This window comes from Rathayibacter rathayi, assembly GCF_004011095.1.
In the GTDB taxonomy this organism is placed as follows: Bacteria; Actinomycetota; Actinomycetes; order Actinomycetales; family Microbacteriaceae; genus Rathayibacter; species Rathayibacter rathayi.
In genome coordinates this window covers 1,569,724-1,592,431 of record NZ_CP028129.1, presented here as the reverse complement: position 1 = coordinate 1,592,431, position 22,708 = coordinate 1,569,724, and the positions used below count along the sequence as shown (strand labels likewise).

Genomic DNA, 22,708 nt, shown 5'->3' with positions numbered 1-22,708 from the left:
CAATCAGCAAGGTGGTCTAATGTCTTTTAGACGGTCTCTGTTGTCTGCCGCAGGCCTCGTTGCCGTTCTCGCGCTAACCGCCTGTTCTCCGGTCGTGGCGCTCGATGCAGCAGATGATTCCGAAAGTGTGAACTGTGCAACTATTTCGTCGCGGCTGCCGAGTGGTCTGACCGATGGTGCCGGTGGGGAAATCGCGCGACGCGAGACCAACGCTCAAGGGACAGCGGCGTGGGGTTCTCCGGCTGTCGTCCTGCTGCGATGCGGGCTCGAGCCTCCCGCTGCGGATCCTCGCTGTATAGAAGTGAATGGCATTGATTGGATATCGGACGATTCCGACGCCCCCAGGTATCGGTTCATCACGTTCGGCCGCACCCCGGCGACCGAGGTCATCATCGACAGCGAAGCGATCTCGGGTAGTTCAGTCCTCGTCGACCTGGCCCCGGCGGTCGGCGCCCTTGCCCCCGCGGGCGACGTCAAGTGCCAGGACCTTGGCGACATCACCCTGCCGGCACCCGCACCCCAGTAGGTCAGCGAGACCGGCGCGTGCCTGGTGCGGTCACAGGGAAGCTGCGCTGCGCTAGGAGGGAGCACCCCTCGTCAGAAAGGAATTTCGATGAAGAAGAAGTCCAGTGTCGGGGCCGCTCTGCGCGGTCCGGTCAGTGTCGGTTTGCTTGAGAGACGCGGCGAGTGCCGCGCCAAGTGAGATTCGATTCGGGAAAAATGCGGGCGGTTCGACTGGACCGGTCTCTACATCTACGCCAACGGATCCGACGGTCGCTTCTCGGCTCGCTCAAACGCATCGTAGGTGTATTTTCAGTCTGACGGAAATGTTGTCGCACATTATGCCGACCGATCTCCCTCCAGGGAATCTGGAACCCGACCCGCGGGGAGGACGCTGGCGCTTCACAGCGACGGGAATGTAGTCGTTTATGGTCGCGATGACCGTTCCCTGTGAAGTTCTGGGACTGGGGGCCACAGTGGAGAGGAATTCACAGTGGTGATCTAGGACGACATCAACGTCGTGCTATCCGGCATGACCGGTAGTCAACACGCCCTGTGCTCGACTCGAGGGGGCGCGTCATCTGACATCGCCGTCAACGCTAGCGTGTGAACCATGACAGCGGATCGGAGTCCCACCCTGGCCGAGCTCAGCGAGGGCGAGGTGCTCGCGCGGGTGCTGACCCGCCTCCCCGGCGGGGGAGCGGAGACGGTGGTCGGGCCGGGGGACGACTGCGCGGTGCTGCGCGCACCCGACGGTCGTTTCGTGGTCACGACGGACATGATGGTGCACGGCCCCGACTTCCGGCTGGCCTGGTCGACTCCGGCGGATCTGGGCTGGAAGGCGGCCGCCTCGAACCTCGCCGACGTCGCGGCGATGGGTGCGCGGCCCACCGGGCTCGTCGTCGCGCTGGCGGCCCCGCACTCGCTGGGCCTAGACGTGCTGGAGGGGATCGCGGACGGTCTCGCCGCGGGCTGCGCCGCGATGGCGCCCGGCTGCGGGGTCGTCGGGGGCGATCTCTCCGCCTCCGCGACGCTGACGCTCTCGATCACGGCCTTCGGCTCGCTCGACGGCCGCCCTCCGGTGCTGCGCAGCGGCGCGCGCCCGGGGGACGTTCTGGCCCTCGCCGGGCCGCTCGGCCGCGCCGGTCTGGGGCTGCGTCTGCTGTTCGAGCAGGCGCGGGAGGAGGGGGAGCCGTCGGCGGACCTCGCGGCGCGGCTGCGGGAGCGGCACCCGTCCCTCCTGGACGCGCAGCTTCGGCCGACGGCTCCGATTGCGGCGGGCACGGCCGCTGGCGGGATCGCCACCGCGATGATGGACGTCTCGGACGGAGTGGTGCTCGATGCGCGCCGGATGTCCCGGGCGAGCGCCGTGGTGATCGACCTGGACCCGGCGGCGGTCGACGCGCATGCACGACAGCTGACCCGGGTCGAAGGCGTGGATCTCGACCTGGCGAGGGCGCTGGTGCTCGGCGGCGGCGAAGACCACGCCATGCTCGCGTGCTTCCCGCCGGCGACCGTGCTGCCAGAGGAGTTCGTGCCGCTCGGAGTCGTCCGCGAGGGGGCGCCCGAGGTGCGGCTGGGCGGGGTGGCGCTCGACGAGCGCGGCGGTTGGGACCCGTATCTCGGCTGGGACGGCGCGGCGGGCTGAGTCCGGGCTACGTGGAGGCGGGCGGAGCGGGCGACGCCCACCAGATCGTCGTCTCGCCGTAGTCCTTCCTCCGCTCGCGCTCGAGCCCCGCTGGCCAGCGCGGCTCCGGGCTGCGGGAGCTGCGCTCCACGACGACCACTGCGTCCTCGCGCAGAAGCGGTAGCACTCCGGCCAGGTCGGCCGCGAGGTCGTCTTCGCCGAGGTCGTACGGCGGGTCAAGGAACACGGTGTCGGTATTCACTGCGGGGGAGCCGTCGAGGAACGAGCGGACGGAGCCGGTCACGACCTCGATCCGGGGCGCGGGGTGCCGGTTCTTGGCGGCGGCGGTCGTGATCGCCCGCGCGTTCTCACCGGCGGTCCGCGCGGCCTTCGGGTCTCGTTCGACGAGGACGACGGCGCTCGCCCCGCGGCTGGCCGACTCCAGGCCGAGCGCCCCGGAACCGGCGTAGAGGTCCACGACGGTCGCTCCGTCGAGCGCGTCGCGCGCCTCCAGAGCTGAGAAGACGGCCTCGCGCACGCGGTCGCTGGTGGGGCGGGTGCCCGCGCGCGGGACCCGGAGGGTGAGCGAGCCGGCGAATCCGGCGATGATCCTGGTCACCGGACCGAGCATAGGGCGGCGCCGCGCCCGCGCTCTCCCGCACTCCCCGCCTGGCGGCACACTGCGAACTCGCGGAACCTGAACCCTTTTCCCCGTCTGGCTGCGAGAATCCGTAGCTATGACGTCGCTCGAAGACACCCGCTCCGCTGCCGGCCGCCGAGCGGCGCCCGAGACGCCCCTGACCCGTGAGGAGTTCACGGCGCACTGCGGCGCCGTGCTCGAGAACCTCACCCGCGTGATCGACGGCAAGTCGGCCGAGGTGTCGATGGCGCTGACGGTGTTCCTGGCCGGCGGCCACCTCCTGATGGAGGACGTGCCCGGCACCGGCAAGACGGTGCTGGCGAAGTCGCTGGCCGCCTCGGTTGGCGGCAGCGTGGCGCGCATCCAATTCACCCCCGACCTGCTGCCCTCGGACGTCACCGGCGTGTCGGTCTACAACCAGGCGACCCTCGACTTCGAGTTCAAGCCGGGCCCGGTATTCGCGAACATCCTGATCGGCGACGAGATCAACCGCGCCTCGCCCAAAACGCAGTCGGCGCTGCTGGAGTGCATGGAGGAGCGCCAGGTCTCCGTCGACGGCGTCACCCACCTGCTCCCGCGCCCCTTCGCCGTGATCGCGACGCAGAATCCGGTCGAGATGGAGGGCACTTACTCGCTGCCCGAGGCGCAGCGCGACCGCTTCATGGCCCGCCTCTCGCTCGGCTACCCCGACGAGCGCGCCGAGCTCGAGATGATCCGCACGCGCGACTCGGCCAGCCCGCTGGAGGAACTGCAGCCTGTCGTCGGCCTCGCCGAGCTCGAGCGGATGATGGCCTACGTGCGCTCGGTGTACGTCGCGCCGCCGGTGCAGGAGTACGTGGTGGCGATCATGCAGGCCACGCGCGTCGACCCGGAGCTGCGGCTGGGCGGGAGCCCTCGCGCCACTCTTCAGCTGATCGCCGCGTCGAAGGCGCTCGCCGCTCTGGGCGACCGCGACTTCGTGGTGCCGGACGATGTCGACGCGCTCGCCGTTCCCGTGCTCGGCCACCGCCTCCTGCCCGCCACGCGCCTGCCGGGCCGCTCGGGCGCCGGATCCTCGCACTCGGTCACCGAGATCGTGCGGCGCATCGTCGCGGCGACCCCCGTCCCCTTCGGCAATCGTGCCGACTGAGGCCCGCACCGTCGAGGCCCCCTCGACCCGCCTGGGCGGCCTGCCCGCGCTCCGCGGGATCGCGCTGACGCTGCGCGGCTGGGTGCTCGTGCTGCTGGGCGTCGCGGGAGTGCTGAGTGCGCCGCTCTGGGCGGTCCGGGAGCTGCTGTTTCTCGGCCTGGTCCTGCTCGGGCTGCCACTGGGCGCCCTGGTGTCGTTGGCCCTGGCCGCGCCGTCCTTGCGCGTGCAGCGCCGGTTCACTCCGCAGAGCGTGGCGGCCGGCGATGTGGTGGAGGTCGAGGTGCTGCTGGAGAACCGCGGCCGTGCGGTGCACAGCGGGGCACACGCCCACGACCGCCTGGAGCGCGTGCAGAGCGGAGTCGTCGTCGGGCGGCCGGTGGCCGAGGGCGCCTTCGGTCTGCCGGTCGTCCCGGCCGGGGGCCGCGTGCGTGCCCGCTACCGCCTGCCTGCCGAGCGGCGCGGCATCCACCGCGTCGGTCCGCTGCGCCTCGTGCGCGGCGACGGCCTCGGGCTGGCGCTGCGGGAGAGCGTCGTGGGCGCTGCTCAGCCGTTCGTGGTGTCTCCGCGGGTCGTGCCGCTGCAGAGCGACGTCTTGGATGCGCACGGAGCCGGCGGGTCGAGCCCGGTCGCGCGCGCCACGGCCGGCGCCGGCACCGACGACGTGATCCCGCGCGACTACCGCCCGGGTGACGCGATGCGCCGCGTGCACTGGCGCGCGAGTGCCCGCTCCGGCGAGCTGATGGTCCGCCAGGACGAGCAGAACACGGACCCGCACGCCTGGATCCTGCTAGAGACCCGCGCCGAGCGCGTGCTCGAGCGCCGCGACGACGAGCGGCTGGAGTGGGCGGTGTCGATGACGGCGTCGCTCGCGGTGCACCTGCTCGAGCGAGGCTTCGAGACGCACCTCGTCGAGACCGGCGCGGACGGCGAGCCGGAACACTCCGAGGACGAGCGGGAGGTGGCGCACGACGTGCTGCTGCGCCTGGCCGAGCTGGCACCCTCGCGCGGGTCGGTCGATGCGGTGACCCGGATCTCGGCCGAGATGCGCGACACCGGGGGAGTGCACCCCGTGTTCGCCGTGCTCACGCGCCTGCTCGAATCCGACCTCGACGCCCTCGCCTCCCTGGCCGCGCAGGCCCGGCCGGCGATCGCCTTCGTCGTCGCCGGCACCGCGGAGGAGGAGACGGCCCTGGCCTCGCTGGGCTGGTACGCGGTCGCCGTCGACCCGAGTGCCTCGGTCGAGGGGGCGTGGGCGCAGGCCCTCGCGCTGCGGGTGGTGGCATGAGCCGCCGCGCCGAGGGCGATCCGCGCGCCGGATCGGCTCCGCTCAGCGCTCTGCTCTGGCTGGCCATCACCGCCGCGGCCGCGGGCACGGGCCGACTCCTCGTCGGTGTCGACTGGTTAGTGCTGCTCGCGTGTGCGGTCGCTGTCGTGCTCGGTGTCCCAGCGGCGGCGCGGGCGCTGCGGGTGCACCCCGTCGTCCCGCCGATCCTCGGCACGCTCACCGTGGTCGGCGTCCTGACCGCGATGTTCGTGCCCGCCCGGGCGCTGCTGTTCGTGATCCCGACCCCCGCCGCGGTGGCGCAGGCGGAGGCGCTCGCGCAGGGCGGCGTCGCCTCGATCGCGCAGCAGGGGTTGCCCGCCGTCGCCGACAACGGGATCTCGTTCCTCCTGATCGGCGGAGTGGTCGTGCTCGCCTGGGCGGCGGACCTGTTCGCCTTCTCGGTGCGACTGCCCGCGCTGGCGGGGCTGTTCCCGGCCGCGCTGCTCGCGGTGCCGGCGATCATTGATCCGTCCGCCGTGTCCTGGCTGAGCCTGGTCGTCACGGCGCTCGCCTACGCCGGCGTGCTCGCCGCCAGCGCCGTCCCCGGCCGCCCGAGCGCGACGGCGGCTCTGCTGCCCTCACTCGCTGCCGTCACCGCGGTCGTCCTCGGAGCGGGCCTGCTCGCCGGGTCCGCCAGCGGCTTCACCCGCATAACCGCCGCCTCCGGCGTCTCGGGCAGCCTCTTCAACGGGGCGATCGACCCCGTGGTCGCGCTGGGCGCCGATCTTCGCCGCCCCAACCCCGTGACGGTGCTGCGCTATGCCACCGACTCCGACCTGCCCGTCTACCTCCGCGTGCTCACCGTCTCGGACTTCGACGGCGACGACTGGGGGCCGAACGCGACCGAGGAGACCGCTCCGATCGACCAGCCGATCGCGCCTGAGGGGCTCGCCGAGAGCGTGCCGCGCCAGTCGGAGGAGGTGGACGTCTCGGTGGAGACGCTACGAAGCCAGTGGCTCCCCGTGCCGTACCCCGTCGCCTCGCTGACCGGCGTGGGTGACGGCTGGCTGCAGGACGTGCAGGACGGCTCGATCCGCGGCGACGCGACCACCCGCTCGGGCGACGACTACAAGGTGCAGGCGCTACGGCTCGAGCCCGACCCGCAGCAACTGCTCGCCGCTCCCGCGCCGACGGGTGTGGACCGCTACCTCTCGCTGCCCGACGACGTCCCCGAGATCGTCAGCACCACCGCCCAGGAGGTCACCGCCGGCGCGCCGACCGCCTACGACAGGGCTCGTGCACTGCAGACGTACTTCCGTTCGTCGCAGTTCCGCTACTCAGAGCAAACCCCGGCCGAGGAGGGCTACGACGGCGACGGCGTGGGCGTTCTCGCCGCGTTCCTGGACCAGAAGGAGGGCTACTGCGTCCACTACGCCTCGGCGATGGCGGTGATGGCACGCGAGCTCGGAATCCCGTCGCGACTCGCGATCGGCTACCAGCCCGGCTCGGTCGTCCCCTCTCGGGGCAACAATCTGACCACCTACCGGGTGTTCTCCTCGGATCTGCACGCGTGGCCCGAGCTGTACTTCGAGGGCGTGGGCTGGCTGCCCTTCGAGCCGACGCCGAGCCGAGGGGCGCCGGCCTCCTACACTCTCCCGAGCGCGACGGCCTCGACGGGCCCGACGATTCCCGGAGCGGCGGCCGGCACCACTCCCGGCGCGTCCAGCGCCCCTGCGGCGACGCCGACGTCCACCGCCGCGTCCCCCACGCCGACCCCCGACGCTGTCGGCGCCTCGGACACCGTGGCGGCTCCGGCGGTGACGCTCTGGGTGCTGCTGTTCCTGCTGCTGCTCGTGCCCTGGCTGCTGCGCGCGATCCAGCGCGCGGTGCGTCGGCGTTCCGCTCGCGCCGGCTCCGTCGAGGCGGCCTGGGCCGAGCTCCTCGCGAACGCCCGCGACCTGGGGATCCCCGTGGTGGAGACGGAGTCGCCGCGCGCGCAGGAGTCCCGCATGGCCGGTGCACTCGACCCCGGGGCCGGGGCGCTGCTGCACGACCTGCGCGAGCGCGTCGAACGCCGCCGGTACTCGCCGGCTCCCACCGAGTCGGCGGCGTGGGACGACGCGGTCGCCGTGGCCGGCGCGCTGCGCAGCTCGGTCGGCCCTGGGCGACGAGTGCTGGCGATGCTCGTCCCGCGCTCGGCGCTCGACCCGGTCGCCCGGCTCGCACGTCCGAGGTCCGCCCTATGATCGCTAGGTGATCCCGGACCCCCTCGACGCCGCTCTCGCGCCGCTGGTCGGGCCGCGCACCGCGAGCGCTGTCGAGAAGGCGTTCGGCTACCGCACGGTCGGTGAGCTGCTGGGCCACTACCCGCGCCGCTACGCGAAGCGGGGTGAGTTGACGGCGCTCTCGCGGCTCCCCGTGGGAGAGAGTGTGACGATCGTGGCCGAGGTGCGCGAGGTGCGCGAGCGTCCGATGCGCAACCGGCGGGGAACACTGCTGGAGGTCGTGATCTCTGACGGCTCGGGCACGCTGTCGCTGACCTTCTTCGGGCAGCCCTGGCGCGCGGCGAAACTGCACCGCGGCGTGCGCGGGATCTTCGCGGGCACGGTGTCGATGTTCCGCGACACGCCCCAGCTCACCCACCCCGACTACCGCCTGTTCGACGACGAGGAAGCGGTCGCCGCAGACTCGGGTGGTGAGCTGGCGAAGGACTGGGCCGAGCGCCCCATCCCGATCTACCCCGCGACCAGCGCACTCTCGAGCTGGCAGCTCCAGGCCGCGATCGGCGTGCTGCTGGATGGCCTGCGCGAGGTGCCCGATCCGATGCCGGAGCAGGTGCGCGCCGGCCGCTCGCTGCTCGGGCTCGGTGAGGCGCTGGAACTCATCCACCGGCCGCAGCGGGAGGGTGAGGAGGCGCAGGCCCGCGAGACGCTGCGCTTCCACGAGGCGTTCCTCCTGCAACTGGCCCTGCTTGAGCGCCGCGCTTCGGCGCGTACCACCCCCGCGACCGCCCGCGTTCCTACTCGCGGCGGCCTCCTCGCGCGTTTCGACGCCGGCCTGCCGTTCGCCCTCACCGGGGATCAGACCGCAGTGGGGCGCGAGATTGCCGCCGACCTGGCGACCGAGAACCCGATGACTCGTCTCGTGCAGGGCGAGGTCGGCTCCGGGAAGACCCTCGTCGCGCTCCGGGCGATGCTCGCGACGGCCGAGAGCGGCGGCCAGGCCGCCCTGCTCGCGCCGACCGAGGTCCTCGCGGGTCAGCACCTCCGCTCGATCGCGACGACGCTCGGTCCCGAACTCGCGGCCGAGCTGGTGCCGACCCTCCTCACGGGAGGGCTGGGCGCGGCCGAGCGGCGTGCCGCGCTGCTGCGGATCGTCTCGGGCTCGGCGAAGATTGTCGTCGGCACCCACGCGCTCCTCGGCGACTCCGTCACGTTCTACGATCTGGGTCTCGTCGTGATCGACGAGCAGCACCGCTTCGGGGTCGACCAGCGCGACGCTCTGCGCCGCAAGGGCGCGCGGCCGCCGCATGTGCTCGTGCTGACGGCCACGCCGATCCCGCGCACCGTCGCGATGACCGTTTTCGGTGACCTCGACACCTCGACCATCCGCGAGCTGCCCGCGGGGCGCCCGGGGATCACTAGCCATGTGGTGCCCCTCGCCGAGCACCCCGCCTGGATCGCGCGGGCCTGGGAGCGGGCCGAGGAGGAGATCCGTTCGGGTCACCAGGTCTACCTCGTCTGCCCGGCGATCGAGCCGGGCGAGCCTGCCGAGGGCGCGCAGCCGGCCGGGGAGGACGCCGCTTCGCCGCTCACGACGGTCGCGGCGACGCTCGAGGGTGTCCGCGCGCATCCGCTGCTCGGACAGCGCCGATCGGCCGCGTTGCACGGGCGGATGACGACGGAGGAGAAGGACGCCGTGATGCGCGCCTTCGCTGCGGGCGAGATCGACGTGCTGGTCTCGACGACGGTGATCGAGGTCGGCGTCGACGTGCCGAACGCCTCGATGATGGTCGTGCTCGACGCCGAGCGCTTCGGAGTCTCGCAGCTGCATCAGCTCCGCGGCCGGATCGGGCGCGGCGGAGTCGCGGGAGTGTGCCTCTTCGTCACGGCGGCGGTGGCGGGCACCATTGCGCGCGAGCGGGTCGAGGCGGTCGCAGCGACGCTCGACGGCTTCGCTCTCGCCGAGGTCGACCTGGAACTGCGCCGCGAGGGCGATGTGCTGGGCGACTCGCAGTCCGGTGGCCGCTCCTCGCTCCGCCTGCTCCGGGTGGTGCAGGACGCGGACGTCATCGTGGAGGCGCGGGCGCTCGCCGAGCGCCTGATCGCGGAGGATCCGTCCCTCGCCGCGCACGACCGCCTCCGTGCCGCGCTGGAGCGTCGGGTGCAGGACCGCGACCGGGAGTTCCTCGCCAAGAGCTAGGCGCCGCCTGCCCGCTACTCTGTCGGGATGGCCCGCATCGCCGTCGTCCCCGGCTCCTTCGACCCCGTGACCCTGGGGCACCTCGACGTGATCGAGCGGGCCGCGCGCCTGGTCGACGAGCTGCACGTCGTGGTCGTGCACAACCCCGCCAAGACGGCCCTGCTGCCGATCACGCAGCGCGTCGCGCTGATCGAGCAGTCGATCGCGGAGGCGGGAGTTCAGGGGCGCATCGTCGTCGCCTCGTGGAGCATGGGCCTGCTCGTCGACTACTGCACCGACGTCGGCGCCAGCATCCTGGTGAAGGGCATCCGCTCCCAGGTCGATGTCGCCTACGAGACGCCGATGGCGATCGTGAACCGCAACCTCGCGCATGTGGAGACGGTGTTCCTCCTGCCGGATCCTGCGCACGCCCATGTGTCCAGCTCGCTGGTGCGGCAGGTGTCCTCCCTCGGCGGCGATGTAGCGCCGTACGTGCCGCCCGCGGTCGCCGCCTACCTCTCCGCCGGCTGATCCCGCTTCCGAGCTTTCCGTGTGCTGATCCACCGCCGTGGACCCGCGCGCTCGCGGCAGTCGGGAGAATGGAGAGGTGAGCGAGACGCGCGTGCAGGCTTGGGCCCTTGACGGCATCCCGGAGGTGGCGCCCGGCGACGATCTGCTGGAGCTGATCCTCGCGGCCGTCGCGGGCGCCGCTCCCCAGGACCGGCCCGTAGACGGCGACATCCTCGTGGTCACGAGCAAAATCGTCTCGAAGGCGGAGGGGCGCGTCGTCGCCGCGGCCGACCGGGAGGACGCGATCACCGCCGAGACCGTCCGTGTCGTCGCCACCCGCGCGTACGGGTCCGGAATTACCCGCATCGTCGAGAATCGGCTCGGGATCGTGCAGGCGGCGGCCGGAGTCGACGCCAGCAACGTCGCGGAGGGGACGGTCCTCCTGCTCCCCGTCGACCCCGACGCCTCCGCCCGGGTGCTCTGCGCGGGACTGCGGGAGCGGCTCGGCGCGCGGGTCGGCGTGCTCATCAGCGACACCCTGGGCCGCGCCTGGCGGGTCGGCCAGACCGACGCCGCGATCGGAGCCGCGGGCGTGCTCATCGTCGACGACCTACGCGGCGGTGTGGACGCCCTCGGCCGCGCCCTCGGCGTGACCATGCCCGCCGTGGCCGACGAGATCGCGGCGCTCGGCGATCTCGTGAAGGGCAAGTCGAGCGGTCGGCCGGTGGCCGTGGTGCGCGGGCTCGGCCGTCTCGTGACGGACGTCGAGAGCCCCGGCGCCCGCACGCTGACCCGCACCGGCCCCGACGACATGTTCCGCCTCGGCGCCGACGAGGCCTTCGCCGAGGGTTTCGCGGCCGGAGTCGCGGCGCGCGAGGAGCGCGGGTGACCGGCTGGAGCGCGGTCGTCGTGTTCAAGGGCCGCGGCGGCTCGAAGACGCGCCTCGATGTGCCGGGGCGCGCGGCACTGGCCGAGGCATTCCTTCTGGACACCCTCGCCGCCGTCGCCGCCGCGGAGCCGGTCGCCGCCCTGCTCCTGGTCACCTCGGACATCGGCGCGGTCGAGCGCGCGCTCATCGAACATCCGCAGCTGGTGGTGGTGCCCGACCCGGGAACCCTCGACGCCGCCGTCTCGATCGGCGCCTCGACCGCCCTGCGCCGGCGACCGGATGCCCCGGTGATCGCCCTGACCGGCGACCTGCCCGCGCTCGTGCCGTCAGACCTCGCCCGGGCCCTCGCCACGCGCGCCCTGCCCGCCGTCGTCCCCGATCGCGAGGGGAGTGGCACCACGGCGCTCCTCCTCGCCGCCGGAGCCCTCGTCGCTCCCGCGTTCGGCCCGGGCTCGCTCGCGCGTCATCGCGACGCGGGCTGCACGGTCCTCGCGTTGCCCGGCACGTCGACGCTGCGCCTGGACGTCGACACGATCGCCGACCTGAGTGATGCGGAGGAGGCGGGCGTCGGCCCCCATACGGCGCGCGCGCTCGCGGCGGCGGCCTGAGGCGCGCCCGTCAGCCGGCCAGCAGCCCCGCCTCGAACACGGACGTCAGAGCGCCATCGAGCGCGAGCGATACGCCGTCGACCGAGCGGATCGGGATCGCCCGGCGTGTGCTCGACACCAGCCAGGCGGAATCCGCCTCCACGAGCGCCGACACCGGAACATCCCGCCGGGCCGACCGCAGCCCCCGCCGCTCGCCGAGAGCGAGGATCCGCTCCACCGTCGTCCCCGCCAGGACACTGCCCGACGACGGGGTCGACAGCACGGTGCCGCACAGGAGCACCAGGCTCGACGTCGCGCCCTCCAGCAGCAGCCCATCGCTCGTGCGCCAGAGCACATCATCCGCTCCCCGCGAGGCCGCCTCGCGCAGCGCGGCCCGGGTGACGGCGCCGGAGGTCGTCTTCACGCCACCCAGGAGCCACGGCGGGAGCGGCCCGCTCGGGTAGCCGCGGTCGAGCACGACGACCGCTGCCCCCCGTTTCCGGAGCGCGCTCGAATCGGGAGTCGGCGCAGCGCGCACCGTGCACCGCGCGCCGTCGCCCGAGCCGTAGGCGGCGATCATGCGGATCGTCACGTCGTCGAGCGGATCGTGCTTGGTGACCGCGAGGTCGATCGCTCGGGACCACAGCGCCGCCTCCGGGATTCTCAGACCGATCGCGCGGGCCGAGTCGGCCAGTCGCTGCAAGTGCTCGGTCAGGGCGCGCGGTCGTCCGTCGAGGACCGCGAGGGTCTCGAAGACGCCGTCGCCGCGGAGATAGCCGGTCTCATCGACCTGCACGAGTGGGACCTGTGGGTCGCGGAGGACGGGGACGCCGGTCTCGATCTCGACCAGGACAGGGGTGCTCATCCGCCCATCCTGCCCCCGTGGGGACCGTCAGCGGGGGAGGAGCCCGCTCGCCACGTCGTCCGGCTCCACGAGTTCGCGCCACGGCTGCGACCGCAGAGCCGCCGAGGACGTCCGCGGCGGCGAGAGCCTCAACGTCGAGCCCGGTCAGCTCGCCGATCTCGGCGACGGGCAGGTGGACGGTCCTGAAGGGGCCGAGCGGCACCAGCCGCTCGGACATTCGCTCCACCAGCCCGCTCTGATCGAGCAGGCAGGCGCTGGCCGCGAGCGTCGTGCCGTCGGGGCTCCACGCCGCGATCTTTCAGAAGCGGCGGGGGATACCCGTGCCGCGGTAGGCCGGGTCGCCCTCGGCGAGCACGGGGCCCGCTCGTCGAGGTGCCAGTCGTCGCCGCGGCCGAACTCGATCAGGCTCGCGCCGTCGATGTTCACGGCCGTCGAGACGGCCAAGCGTCGCGCGGATCCAGGAGTACCTCGAAGTGCGTGGAGGGCAGCAGCCGCACCGTACGCTCAACCCTCGGCCGCGGCGCCGCAGCGGGCACGCCGAGGAACTCCGGGTCGAAGCTCACTCCGCAACGTCCGATGTCTCTGTCGCCGAGGGCGACGAGGGCGCAGCCGCGGCGGGCGTCGCCGAGTCAGTCGCGGTGTCCGGATCCGCGGAGCCGCCCGTCGCAGGTGCCGGGGTTTGGGTGGCGGGCGCCGGCACCTGGGAGCCATTGCTGATCAGCAGGGCGACGTCGGAGTAGCGCGCAACGGCCGTGCCCGCGGCCGGATTGGTGCCAGCCACCACGCCGGCTGGGAGCGATGAATCAATGCGTGCGCCCTGCGCGACGCCGAAGCCGAGGTCCTTCAGCGCCTTCGTGGCGTCGGCGACCGAGCGACCGGAGACAGTGGGGACGGCGATCTGGCGTCCGTTCAGCAGTGCGCTACTGGGCACCTGGAAGTCGTCTCCGCCGTACTTCTGGTCGGCTCGGGTCATCACCGAGTTCCAGATGTAGTGGCGGATGTTCGAGGCATAAGGCCGCGTCTTGAGCTCCGAGTTCGGGAAGCGGACCTCGCGCATCGAGGTGTGGCCGTCGATGTTGCCCACCCAGACCACGGTCGCGACGCGGGAACTCGCGCCATCCATCCAGGTCGACTCCGCGTTGTCGGTGGTGCCGGTCTTGCCGATGTGCTCGATGCCGTCGTCCGGGTTGGACTGGGCGGCGGTGCCGCCGGTGACGACCCGCTGCAGCGCATAGTTCGCGACGGCGGTCAGCTCGGGGCTGAGCGCCTGATTGCAGGTCGAGGTCGGCGGCTGCACGGCGGCGCCGGTCGCGTCGGTGATCGAGTCGATGGCGATCGCGGAGCAGGCGGTGCCGTTGTTGGCGAGGCCGGCGAAGGCGGTGACCATCGAGAGCGGGGAGATGTTGGAGTCGGAGCCCAGGACGGAGGAGGGGTTGTAGCCGAGCGCGCCCCCGTCGGCGGCCTTAACGCCGAAGGCGGCCGCGCGGTCGCGGATCGCGCAGAGGTCGAGCTGCTGCGCCATTGACACGAAGACGGTGTTGATCGACTGCATCGTGCCCGTCAGCACGCTGTAGCTGCCGTTCTCGCTGTCGTCGTTCTTGACCGGGTAGGAGGTGCCAAGTTCCCCGCCCGGTGCGCAGCTGGCGGGGAAGCCGGAGAAGGTGCGCTCTCGGCCGTTCACCGTCTCGTTCAGCGTCCGACCGCTCGCGATCCACTGCGCCAGCGTGAACACCTTGTAGGTCGACCCGACCTGGAACCCCGACGATCCGCCGTAGGCGGTGTCCGTGGTGAAGTTCACCGCGGAGAAATTCTGCCCGTTGTCCGACCCTGCCGCGTCGTAGTCCTTGTTCTGCACCATCGCCAGGATGCGGCCGGTGCCGACCTCCATCGAGACCGTCGAGCTGCCGATGTTCGTGTCGAGCGTCGGGACCTTGGGGACCGCGTTGTTGGTCGCGTTGGTCGCGGTGTCCTGCAGGTCGCGGTCGAGAGTCGTGTGGATCTTGTAGCCGCCGCGCTGGAAGTTCGCGAGGCGGGTGTCTGTGTCCTCGCCGAAGGCCGGGTCGTTCTGAACGACCCGGGTGATGTAGTCGCAGAAGAAGGCAGCGTTGCCGGCCGTCTGACAGCCGGTGGGCGTCTGCGTGATCGCGGGGACGATCTCCTCGGCAACAGCCGCGTCGTGATCGGCCTGCGAGATCTTCCCCTCCTTCAGCATCTGATCGAGGACATAGTCGCGGCGGACCTTGTTGTACGGAATGTTCTCGGGCCGGTCGATCCGCAGTCCGTTCGGATTGTTGACGGTAGCGATCAGGCTCGCCGCCTGCGCGAGGCTGAGGTCGGCCGCGTTGGTCGAGAAGTAGTACTCGGCCGCGGCCTGGATGCCGTAGACCTGGCCGCCGAATCCGGCGATGTTGAGGTAGCCGAGCAGGATGTCGTCCTTGCTGTACTTCTTCTCCAGGTCGACGGCGAGCTTCATCTCCTTGAGCTTGCGGCTCGGAGTGGTCGCGGTCGCTTCGTCGTAGGCGGCTTCGGAGGCCGCCTCATCGGTCGCGCTGAGCGCCTCCGCCTTCTGCACGAGGACGTTCTTGACGTACTGCTGCGTGATCGAGGAGCCGCCCTGCAGGTCATCTCCAATCAGCGTGCTGACCACCGCGCGGATCGTGCCCTGCAGGTCGACCCCGCCGTGGTCGTAGAAGCGCGGGTCCTCCGTCGAGATCGCGGCGTCCTTGACGGACTGGCTGACCTGGTCGAAGGCGACCTCCTCGCGGTTCTGCGCGTAGAAGGAGGCGAGCAGCTCGTCCGAGCCGTCGGTGCGCTTCGCGTAGATCTCGGTCTTCTGGGCGAGCTGGCCGAGCTCGAGGTACTCGGGCACCGTCTCGAACAGGCTGGTCGGGTTGTTCTCGGCGAGCCCGGTGACAGCGAGGGCGGGGGTCACTCCGACCGTGATGAGCAGACCCCCGGCGAGGCTGGCTCCCACGATCCCGAGGACGCGGGCGAGCACGCCGCCGCGGGCGGTTTCTTGCGCAGACATGGCTACGAGAGTAGGCGACGCGGCTGGATCCGTCGTGCGGCCGTGTTCCCGCGCGCCCGGATACCCGGCCGAGAGGCCGCGGTGACGGTGGTCGCCGGTACGGTGAGCGGGTGAGCAGAGCCCGAGGATGACCGCCTCCGCCGACCCGGCCGAGAGGCGTCGCCGCGCGGTGCTCGTGGTGGCCGTCCTCGCCTCCTTCGTCGCCTTCCTCGACGGCACGGTCGTCAACGTCGCCCTGCCGGCGATCACCCGTGAACTCGGTGGCGGGCTCGCGGTCCAGCAGTGGGTGGTCGACGGGTACCTGATCACGCTCGGCGCGTTGATCCTCGTGGCGGGCTCGCTCGCCGACCGCATCGGCCGGGCCCGCAGCATGACCATCGGCCTGATCGGCTTCGGCGTCACCTCGCTGCTGTGCTCGCTCGCGCCCACCGCCGAGGTCCTGATCGTGGCGCGGATGCTGCAGGGCGCCGCCGGGGCCGTCCTCGTGCCCAGCTCGCTCGCCCTCATCATCGCGACCGTGCACGGCGCGGCGCAGGCTCGCACCATCGGCGCCTGGACCGCGTGGACCGGGACGGCGACGATCGCCGGCCCCGTCCTCGGTGGTGTGCTCGTCGATGCGGGCTCGTGGCGCGCCGTCTTCGCGCTGAATCTGCTGCCGATCGTGGTGACGCTCGTGCTGCTGCGTCGCCTCGGCGCCGTCGAGTCCGGTACTCGCGTGCCAATCGACGGCATCGGAGCGGTGCTCGGCGTGCTCGGCCTCGGCGGCCCCGTGTTCGCGCTGATCGAGCAGGAGCGGCTCGGGATCCAGGATCCGCTCGTGCTCACCGCCCTGATCGGCGGAGTCGCCGCCCTCGTCGCGTTCGTGGCGTGGGAGCGGCGCGCCGCGCATCCGATGCTGCCGCTCTCGCTCTTCTCCTCGCGAAACTTCACCGTCGGCAACGTCTCGACGGCGTTCGTCTACGGAGCACTCTCGTTCGGGTTCTTCGCGCTGGGGCTCTTCCTCCAGCAGACCCTGGGCTTCACGGCCACGCTCGCCGGTCTGGCGACGCTTCCGCCGACGATCCTGCTGCTCCTGCTCTCGCAGGTCTTCGGGACCCTGTCGGCGCGGTTCGGCCCGCGGCTGTTCATGGGCATCGGCCCGCTGATCGCCGCCGCCGGATTCCTTCTCCTCTCGGTCGTCGAGGAGGGAGCCGATGACGCCACGCAGCTGCTCCCGGGCATCCTGCTGTTTGGGTTCGGCCTGGCAGTGACGGTCGCTCCGCTCACCTCGACGATCCTCGGCGCGGTCGATGACGGGCACAGCGGAGTCGGCTCCGCCGTCAACAACGCGGTCTCGCGGATCGCCGGTCTGGTCGCCATCGCCGCCACCTCGCTGGTCGTCGGTGGCTCCCTCGACGTCGAGGGCTTCTCTCGCGCCGCCGTCGCGACGGCTGCCCTCCTCATCGCCGGCGGCCTGGTCTCCCTGGTCGGGATCCGCAATCCGACCCCCGGCCCCCGCTGACCCCAGTCTTCTTCCGGTAGCCCGCCGCTCGCTCCCGAACGAACGTGCCCGAACGAACGTGCCCGAACGAACGTGCCCGAACGAACGCTCCCGAACCCGGTGGTCGAGGAGCCGACGCAGCGGCGTACCGAGACCGGCTCCCACCACCCAGTGCCCCCTGTTTGGGATGGTCTGCAACTCGCTCACGCGCCATACCCCGACCTGTCATCGACTCGACGATGAAATAGTTGTCGCTACATGGAATACTGGTCGACGTCGATGCGCTTGCCTATATCGGACGGGGACGCTCTCCCCGCGACGACCGTCACTCTCGAGGAGAAACCATGACCGACGCCATCACCATCCCCGGCTACAAGGCCGGCACCTGGGTCATCGACCCCACCCACAGCGAGGTCGCGTTCAGCGTCCGCCACCTGATGATTAGCAAGGTGAAGGGGAAGTTCGAGCGCTTCACGGCCACGTTCACCACCGGTGAGAACCCGCTCGACTCCACAGTCGAGGCCACCGCCGAGGTCGCGTCCGTCAACACCAACGAGCCCAACCGCGACGGTCACCTCCGCACCGGCGACTTCTTCGAGGCCGAGCAGTACCCCGAGATCCACTTCGTCTCGACCGCCGTCCGCCCCCACGGCGACGACTTCCTCGTCGACGGCGAGCTCACGATCAAGGGCACCACCAAGCCCGTCACCTTCGAGGTGGAGTTTGGTGGCTTCGGCACCGACCCCTACGGCAACTACAAGGCCGGGCTGACCGCCAAGGCCACCATCGACCGCACCGACTTCGGTCTCACCTACAACGCGGCCCTCGAGACCGGTGGCGTGCTCATCGGCGAGAAGGTCACGATCACCCTCGACCTCCAGGCCGCTCACCAGGCGTAGTCCGAGCCGATCGACCGGAGCCGTCCCTCACCCTCCGGGGAGCGGGCGGCTCCGTCGTTTCCGGGCGCGTGCCGCCCGTTAGAGAATGCCGAGCTCCGTCAGCTGCTCAGAGATGCCGGCACCGTCGGGCGCGTAGACCCAGGTCGTGCCGCTGGTCTCGGAGCGGTCTTCGGCCTTGGAGCGCCCGCCCGCGAGCACTGCCTCGCCGGTCGAGAGCTGACGGATCGCGATCGCCGCGACCTTGTCCGGATGCTCGTGCGCGAAGTCGGAGTAGATCTCTTCGTCGTGCTGCCCGTCATCGCCGACGAGCAGCCAGCGCACATCCGGGAATTCGGCGGCGAGCCGGCGCAGGTTCATCTCCTTGTGCTGCTTGCCGCTGCGGAACCAGCGGTCATGGGTGGGGCCCCAGTCGGTGAGCAGGAGTGCGCCAGCCGGATAGAGGTGGCGCGAGAGGAAGCGCGTGAGCGCCGGAGCGACGTTCCATGCGCCGGTAGAGAGGTAGATGACGGGGGAGCCCTCATACTGACGGGCGAAGCGGTCGAGGAAGACCGCCATCCCGGGAGTGGGCATCCGCGCGTGCTCATCGAGTACGAAGGTATTCCAGGCGGCGACGAAGGGCCGGGGGAGCGCGGTGACCATGACCGTGTCGTCGACGTCCGAGACCACGCCGAGCCGCGCCTGCGGATGCACGATGAAGACGGGCGCCTCGACCGGCTTCGAGCCCGCGGTCGAGAAGGTGATGGTGTGCCAGCCCGGCTCGAGCGTGATCGGCAGGTCGGCGTCGACCACACCGCCGCGATCGGCCGTGACCCGGTGGCTCTGCCCATCGGCCTCGACGGTCACGACTGCTCCGCTGACGAAGACACTGGTGAAGCTCCGCCAGCCGCGCACGCCTTCGACGGGGCGCACCTCCTCCGCTCCGGGCGGCGTCGGCCTGGTGTAGAGGACACGGGCGAGCACCCGCAGCTGGGTGGTGGTCCCGTAGCCGGTGTAGGGGATGACCCGAGGCCGGTAGCCCTTGCGCGTCACCCTTCCCATCCGGAAAGAGTGCAGTCGATCCTCGAGGCGGGCGGCGCGGTGCAGGACCTCGGCCTTGCCTGCGCTCAGGGGCTTGCTCTCGGGCGTCAGCGGCATCCGATCAGTCTGTCAGACCCGGTGCCGGAGCGGATTGCGCTCTCGTCCGAACCGCCGGCTGGGTCGTGCCGATCAGGCCTTCGCGGGCTCGATCAGGCGCCGACCGGCTCGATCAGCGCGGGTCCGTTCGCCGAGACCGAGCCCACCGCCGCGCCGACCGCACGCAGCTCGAGATTCTCCGCCAGCTCGGCCGCCCCCTCGGCGGCCGCCCGGAGCAGCTCGCCACCGCCGGGGGAAGCGGGATCGAGCCAGTCCTCGCTCAGCTCCGGCTGCAGCGGGACTGGCATCCGCTCGTGCACATCGGCCAGCTGCCCGGTGGAGGGGCGGGTGAGGATCGTCGCCGGCAGCAGCCACGGCGCTCCCGGCTGCGTGGAGCGCCACCACTCGTCGAGTCCGGCGAAGAGTACAAGCGAGCTCTCGCCCGACGAGACGTAGACGGGTGCCTTCGCGCCATCGTCGCGCCACTCCTACCAGCCGGAGGCGGGCACGATCGCACGGCGAGCGCCGAAGGACTCGCGGAACGAGGGCTTCTCGGCGACCGACTCGATGCGCGCGTTGATCAGCGGCGGCCCGGCCGTCAGATCGGCGGCGGAGCGAGGCACCAGACCCCATCGGGCACCTACGAGCCTGCGCCGAGGAGGGCTGCCCTCCTCGACGCCCTTCATCGACTCGGCGACCACGGCGATCCGCTGGGTCGGCGCGATGTTCCCCGATGGTTCGGGCAGGTCGGCGCCCGGCTCGTCGATATCGACGAGCGCCACCAGATCGGCGGCGGTCTGCGAGAGGACGAAGCGTCCGCACAGAGGAACTCCCGGATGTCCGGCCCAACGCGCCAACGTAGCCCGTTCGGAGGCGCGAAACGCGAGAGACTTTCGTTGAGACGACCCCGACCAGCGGTCGGCGTGCGTACGATTGTAGGAACTACGAATAAAGGAGCCCGCTGTGCCTCTTGGAAACCTCGTCGACCGACCGTTCGGTGAATCGTCTCAAGTCCGTAATGAACCGGTGCAGGTGCGCAGCGCCGCCCGACTCGCCTCGCTACTCGATGCGGCGGCCGCCGTCGTCGACGAGGTCGGCTTTGACCGCCTCACGACCGCGATGGTAGCCGAGCGGGCCGGAGCCGCGATCGGCACCGTCTACCGCTACTTCCCGGACCGCATCGCGGTGCTTCAGGCGCTGCGCGAACGGGCGCTCGAACGCTTCCGCCGCCGGGTAATCACCGAGATCCGCGACACCAAGCCGGGCAACTGGTGGGGCGCGGTCGACTGCGCCATCGACGCCTTCTGCGAGATGCACCGCGGTGAGCCGGGCTTCCGCTCGATCCGCTTCGTCGACACGATCCACGCTCCCGAGGTCGCGGGCGAGGCGTTCGAGGCAGGCTTCTTCGCCCGCCGCTTCGCCGAGATCCTCGCCTCCGAGTACGGTCTGCCGGGCGGCGCTCAGCTCTCGTTCCGCCTGGAGGTCACGATCGAGGTCGCGGACGCGCTGCTCACACGCGCGTTCCTCATCGACCCCGCCGGCGACCAGCGCTTCATCGACGAGAGCCGATTCCTGCTACGCCACTACATGACCTCATCGACCCCGCCGGCGACCAGCGCTTCATCGACGAGAGCCGATTCCTGCTACGCCACTACATGACCTCGCACTACGGGGCGGTCGAGGACTCCTGACCTCGCGGGGCACGTCAGGGGCCCGGGGGTAATCGGCCGTGACGGTGGTGAGAGGTCGGGCCGTGGGAAGGCCTCCTGGCGCGATGGTGCTGTCGCGTTCGCCTCGCGCCAGGGGGCCTCGAGGGGCGGGCTTCTAGACCGATTGAATTGCCCGCCCTCGATGCCTCGGAAGGCGAGCCCGGAGCGGGAGACGACAGCGCTGGAAGCTCGGGGCGCATCCGGGGCAGGACCGCGACGTACCGCTCTCCCTCTGCGGTCGCAGATCGTTCAGCCGCTGCCGCTGCGTGGTCGGCGGCCTCCTCCGCTTTCTCCTGAGACATGGCCGCTGAGTGGTGAGTTCGGCCGGCAGCGATCGCCTGCGCCCACGTCACCACGGCCGCGCCGCGCGTCCCGAGAAGGAGACTGAGTTGCGCACGGAGGTTCGCCGCTTCCGTGATGCGACCGTGACGCCGACTCGTTTCGAGCGGGTGTCGTGTAAGGGGATTGTCCGACGCGACACATCGACCGTCAGCAAACCCGCCCGGAGTTGTGAGCAGCATCCTCAGCGAGGTCGTTATCGCTGCGCTTCGTGTCGTGATGAGGTTGCGTCCGACGGATCTCGACCGATCCCTGGCGATCCCGTGTCTGGTGTTGTTGTCCCGTGTTCTGTGCGGGGAAGCCGTGTTGCGTCGCGCTCGCGGAGTTCTTCGCGGAGCTGGCGGATCTGGTCCGAGAGTTCGCGTACCTGTTCTTGGATTCGCTTGTCGGTGTTCTCGTCGTGTTGCGTGACTCGCTCCACAATGTACGAGGCGAGGGTGGCGGTGACGACACCGATGAGCGCGATGCCGCCCAGCATGATGCCGGCTGCGATGAACCGCCCCGTTCCGGTCACGGGGTAGAGGTCTCCATACCCGACCGTGGTGATCGTGACGAACGCCCACCACAGCGCCTGGTGGAACGTCGTGATCAGAGTTCCGTCCGCGTCTCGCTCAGCATCGAGTACTGCCAAGGAAGCAACGAAGAGGAGCAGCGCGGTGCTCGACGCGGCAAAGAGGATGACCCGGCCCCGAAATGCAGCGCCCGCACGGCGCTGCAGGATCGACACCAGGGTCACCAAGCGGAGGAGCCGAAGCGGGCGCAGGATGGGTAGCGCTACCACGGTGACGTCGAACAGGTGCGTCACGAACCACCGTCCGCGCCGTTCGGCGAGGAACAGCTTGATGAGGTAGTCCAGGACGAACAGTACCCAGGTGGCGTTGATCACAGCATCAGCTATCGCCGCTGTTGCTCCGGTGAGGTGGCCCAGCACTTCCCAGGCGTAGGCGACCAGGAAGATCACCGCAGCCACTGTCAACGGCCACTCAGTGATCTCTTGCCAACGTTTCTGCTGCACCCGATGACCGTACACATCCACCGGGCCGGCGTGGTGGCTGCTCCCGGGAGCCGGGTGCAGGAGTCTGTCCCGTTTCGGGATGCGTGACCGGACGCCGTAGAGTTCTGCGGGCCTCCGCGGTGTGACGCTTCCCATCTCTGTGGATCACCGCGCTGTGTGGTGGCGTTTGACGGTGCTGAGAGCGTTATTCATAAGGTCTACCAGCCGAGTCGGTAGAGTTCGAGTGTTGTGATTGCTCGGATGAGGTGTGAGGTGCCCCATTCTTTCTGGTCCACCGCGGAATTGGTAAGATTACCGCGATGACCGAAAGGAAGGCCCGGGATGTCCAGTTCCCGTGGGAAGTGTTCTCCGGAGTTCCGCGCGGAGGTAGTGCGCGAGGTGATTGATAGGTCGCGATCCGTCGCGGACGTCGCTCGAGAGTTCGGACTGGTTCCGCAGACCCTCACTAGTTGGGTGGCGGCGCATCGCCGAACCAGTGCCGGCGGCGAAGAAGAACTGACCGTTCAGGACAGGGCGCGAATAAAGGAACTCGAACGGCGGGTCCGTGAACTCGAAGAGGAAAACCTGTTTCTGGGAAAAGCATCCGCGTTCTTCGCGAAGAAGTTCCGCTAGCCGCCAAGCTCGAACTCATTCGCCGCGAAGAACGCGACTCCAGCCGCACGCTATCGATCCGCGGACTGTGCCAGACGGTCGGCGTCAACCGATCTAGCTA

The 22,708-nt window shown here is 70.7% G+C and carries 18 protein-coding genes and 1 pseudogene; 13 read left to right on the top strand and 6 right to left on the bottom strand.

Annotated elements, in window-relative coordinates; all coding sequences use genetic code 11:
- The first annotated feature begins 19 nt into the window (after positions 1-19).
- Together C1O28_RS07810 and thiL are read left to right on the top strand one after the other, a co-directional pair.
- Positions 20-526 carry a DUF3515 family protein gene (locus C1O28_RS07810; protein WP_097167241.1) on the top strand — a complete coding sequence of 169 codons (507 nt, stop codon included), beginning with the start codon at positions 20-22 and terminating at the stop codon, positions 524-526.
- Positions 527-1,114: 588 nt separating this feature from the next.
- Entirely contained in the window at positions 1,115-2,149 is a 1,035-nt protein-coding gene (gene thiL, locus C1O28_RS07805) for a thiamine-phosphate kinase (RefSeq protein ID WP_097167240.1), read from the top strand.
- A gap of 7 nt (positions 2,150-2,156) precedes the next feature.
- Here the strand turns inward: thiL and C1O28_RS07800 are convergent, their stop codons facing one another.
- Positions 2,157-2,747, bottom strand: coding sequence for an RsmD family RNA methyltransferase (locus tag C1O28_RS07800; protein WP_097167348.1), 591 nt, complete (start codon positions 2,745-2,747; stop codon positions 2,157-2,159).
- Positions 2,748-2,865: 118 nt separating this feature from the next.
- On the opposite strand from C1O28_RS07800, the gene C1O28_RS07795 reads away from it, so the two are divergent.
- The 7 genes from C1O28_RS07795 to cofC all read left to right on the top strand — a co-directional run bounded on the left by C1O28_RS07795 (position 2,866) and on the right by cofC (position 11,569).
- The gene (locus tag C1O28_RS07795; RefSeq protein WP_097167239.1) at positions 2,866-3,897 is read left to right on the top strand and encodes an AAA family ATPase; all 1,032 of its coding nucleotides are present in this window, start codon (positions 2,866-2,868) and stop codon (positions 3,895-3,897) included.
- Positions 3,887-5,182, top strand: coding sequence for a DUF58 domain-containing protein (locus tag C1O28_RS07790; RefSeq protein WP_097167238.1), 1,296 nt, complete (start codon positions 3,887-3,889; stop codon positions 5,180-5,182). Before C1O28_RS07795 ends, C1O28_RS07790 begins: the two co-directional genes overlap by 11 nt.
- Positions 5,179-7,407 carry a transglutaminase TgpA family protein gene (locus C1O28_RS07785; protein WP_127821480.1) on the top strand — a complete coding sequence of 743 codons (2,229 nt, stop codon included), beginning with the start codon at positions 5,179-5,181 and terminating at the stop codon, positions 7,405-7,407. The genes C1O28_RS07790 and C1O28_RS07785 overlap by 4 nt, the downstream gene beginning before the upstream one ends.
- Before the next feature lie 7 nt (positions 7,408-7,414).
- Positions 7,415-9,583, top strand: coding sequence for an ATP-dependent DNA helicase RecG (locus tag C1O28_RS07780; RefSeq protein WP_419866637.1), 2,169 nt, complete (start codon positions 7,415-7,417; stop codon positions 9,581-9,583).
- 27 nt (positions 9,584-9,610) lie between these two features.
- On the top strand, positions 9,611-10,093 hold the full coding sequence (gene coaD, locus C1O28_RS07775) for a pantetheine-phosphate adenylyltransferase (RefSeq protein ID WP_097167236.1): 483 nt from the start codon (positions 9,611-9,613) through the stop codon (positions 10,091-10,093).
- Positions 10,094-10,169: 76 nt separating this feature from the next.
- A complete protein-coding gene (gene cofE / locus C1O28_RS07770; RefSeq protein WP_243392083.1) occupies positions 10,170-10,961 on the top strand; it encodes a coenzyme F420-0:L-glutamate ligase in 792 nt (263 codons plus the stop codon).
- Positions 10,958-11,569 carry a 2-phospho-L-lactate guanylyltransferase gene (cofC, locus tag C1O28_RS07765; RefSeq protein WP_097167235.1) on the top strand — a complete coding sequence of 204 codons (612 nt, stop codon included), beginning with the start codon at positions 10,958-10,960 and terminating at the stop codon, positions 11,567-11,569. The genes cofE and cofC overlap by 4 nt, the downstream gene beginning before the upstream one ends.
- Before the next feature lie 10 nt (positions 11,570-11,579).
- Here cofC and C1O28_RS07760 read toward each other — a convergent pair whose 3' ends face one another.
- Positions 11,580-12,413, bottom strand: coding sequence for an aminotransferase class IV (locus C1O28_RS07760; protein ID WP_097167234.1), 834 nt, complete (start codon positions 12,411-12,413; stop codon positions 11,580-11,582).
- 559 nt (positions 12,414-12,972) lie between these two features.
- Positions 12,973-15,441 (bottom strand): transglycosylase domain-containing protein, encoded by a 2,469-nt coding sequence (locus tag C1O28_RS07750; protein ID WP_097167233.1) that lies wholly within the window; start codon positions 15,439-15,441, stop codon positions 12,973-12,975.
- 127 nt (positions 15,442-15,568) lie between these two features.
- Here C1O28_RS07750 and C1O28_RS07745 point away from each other — a divergent pair, with 127 nt between their 5' ends.
- Together C1O28_RS07745 and C1O28_RS07740 are read left to right on the top strand one after the other, a co-directional pair.
- Entirely contained in the window at positions 15,569-16,942 is a 1,374-nt protein-coding gene (locus C1O28_RS07745; RefSeq protein ID WP_097167232.1) for an MFS transporter, read from the top strand.
- Positions 16,943-17,265: 323 nt separating this feature from the next.
- The gene (locus C1O28_RS07740) at positions 17,266-17,820 is read left to right on the top strand and encodes a YceI family protein (protein ID WP_097167231.1); all 555 of its coding nucleotides are present in this window, start codon (positions 17,266-17,268) and stop codon (positions 17,818-17,820) included.
- Between the two features lie 78 nt (positions 17,821-17,898).
- Here C1O28_RS07740 and C1O28_RS07735 read toward each other — a convergent pair whose 3' ends face one another.
- Both C1O28_RS07735 and C1O28_RS15650 read right to left on the bottom strand, forming a co-directional pair.
- Complete coding sequence (locus tag C1O28_RS07735) at positions 17,899-18,954, bottom strand: App1 family protein (RefSeq protein WP_097167230.1); 1,056 nt, start codon at positions 18,952-18,954, stop codon at positions 17,899-17,901.
- Positions 18,955-19,046: 92 nt separating this feature from the next.
- Positions 19,047-19,790, bottom strand: a pseudogene (locus C1O28_RS15650) (SOS response-associated peptidase).
- Positions 19,791-19,896: 106 nt separating this feature from the next.
- Here C1O28_RS15650 and C1O28_RS07720 point away from each other — a divergent pair.
- Entirely contained in the window at positions 19,897-20,592 is a 696-nt protein-coding gene (locus C1O28_RS07720) for a TetR/AcrR family transcriptional regulator (RefSeq protein ID WP_127821478.1), read from the top strand.
- Positions 20,593-21,177: 585 nt separating this feature from the next.
- Here the strand turns inward: C1O28_RS07720 and C1O28_RS07715 are convergent.
- Positions 21,178-21,996, bottom strand: a complete 819-nt coding sequence (locus tag C1O28_RS07715) for a potassium channel family protein (RefSeq protein WP_207759895.1) — start codon at positions 21,994-21,996, stop codon at positions 21,178-21,180.
- Between the two features lie 321 nt (positions 21,997-22,317).
- Between C1O28_RS07715 and C1O28_RS16105 the strand changes: the two genes are divergently transcribed.
- Positions 22,318-22,608, top strand: coding sequence for a transposase (locus C1O28_RS16105; RefSeq protein ID WP_104248375.1), 291 nt, complete (start codon positions 22,318-22,320; stop codon positions 22,606-22,608).
- Positions 22,609-22,708 lie beyond the last annotated feature (100 nt).

Excerpts from the sequence above, each read along its gene's own strand:
- C1O28_RS07810 (WP_097167241.1), top strand. The coding sequence starts at position 20 with ATGTCTTTTAGACGGTCTCTGTTGTCTGCCGCAGGCCTCGTTGCCGTT.
- thiL (WP_097167240.1), top strand. The coding sequence starts at position 1,115 with ATGACAGCGGATCGGAGTCCCACCCTGGCCGAGCTCAGCGAGGGCGAG.
- C1O28_RS07795 (WP_097167239.1), top strand. The coding sequence starts at position 2,866 with ATGACGTCGCTCGAAGACACCCGCTCCGCTGCCGGCCGCCGAGCGGCG.
- C1O28_RS07785 (WP_127821480.1), top strand. The coding sequence starts at position 5,179 with ATGAGCCGCCGCGCCGAGGGCGATCCGCGCGCCGGATCGGCTCCGCTC.
- coaD (WP_097167236.1), top strand. The coding sequence starts at position 9,611 with ATGGCCCGCATCGCCGTCGTCCCCGGCTCCTTCGACCCCGTGACCCTG.
- C1O28_RS07760 (WP_097167234.1), bottom strand. The coding sequence starts at position 12,413 with ATGAGCACCCCTGTCCTGGTCGAGATCGAGACCGGCGTCCCCGTCCTC.
- C1O28_RS07750 (WP_097167233.1), bottom strand. The coding sequence starts at position 15,441 with ATGTCTGCGCAAGAAACCGCCCGCGGCGGCGTGCTCGCCCGCGTCCTC.
- C1O28_RS07745 (WP_097167232.1), top strand. The coding sequence starts at position 15,569 with ATGACCGCCTCCGCCGACCCGGCCGAGAGGCGTCGCCGCGCGGTGCTC.
- C1O28_RS07740 (WP_097167231.1), top strand. The coding sequence starts at position 17,266 with ATGACCGACGCCATCACCATCCCCGGCTACAAGGCCGGCACCTGGGTC.
- C1O28_RS07735 (WP_097167230.1), bottom strand. The coding sequence starts at position 18,954 with ATGCCGCTGACGCCCGAGAGCAAGCCCCTGAGCGCAGGCAAGGCCGAG.
- C1O28_RS16105 (WP_104248375.1), top strand. The coding sequence starts at position 22,318 with ATGTCCAGTTCCCGTGGGAAGTGTTCTCCGGAGTTCCGCGCGGAGGTA.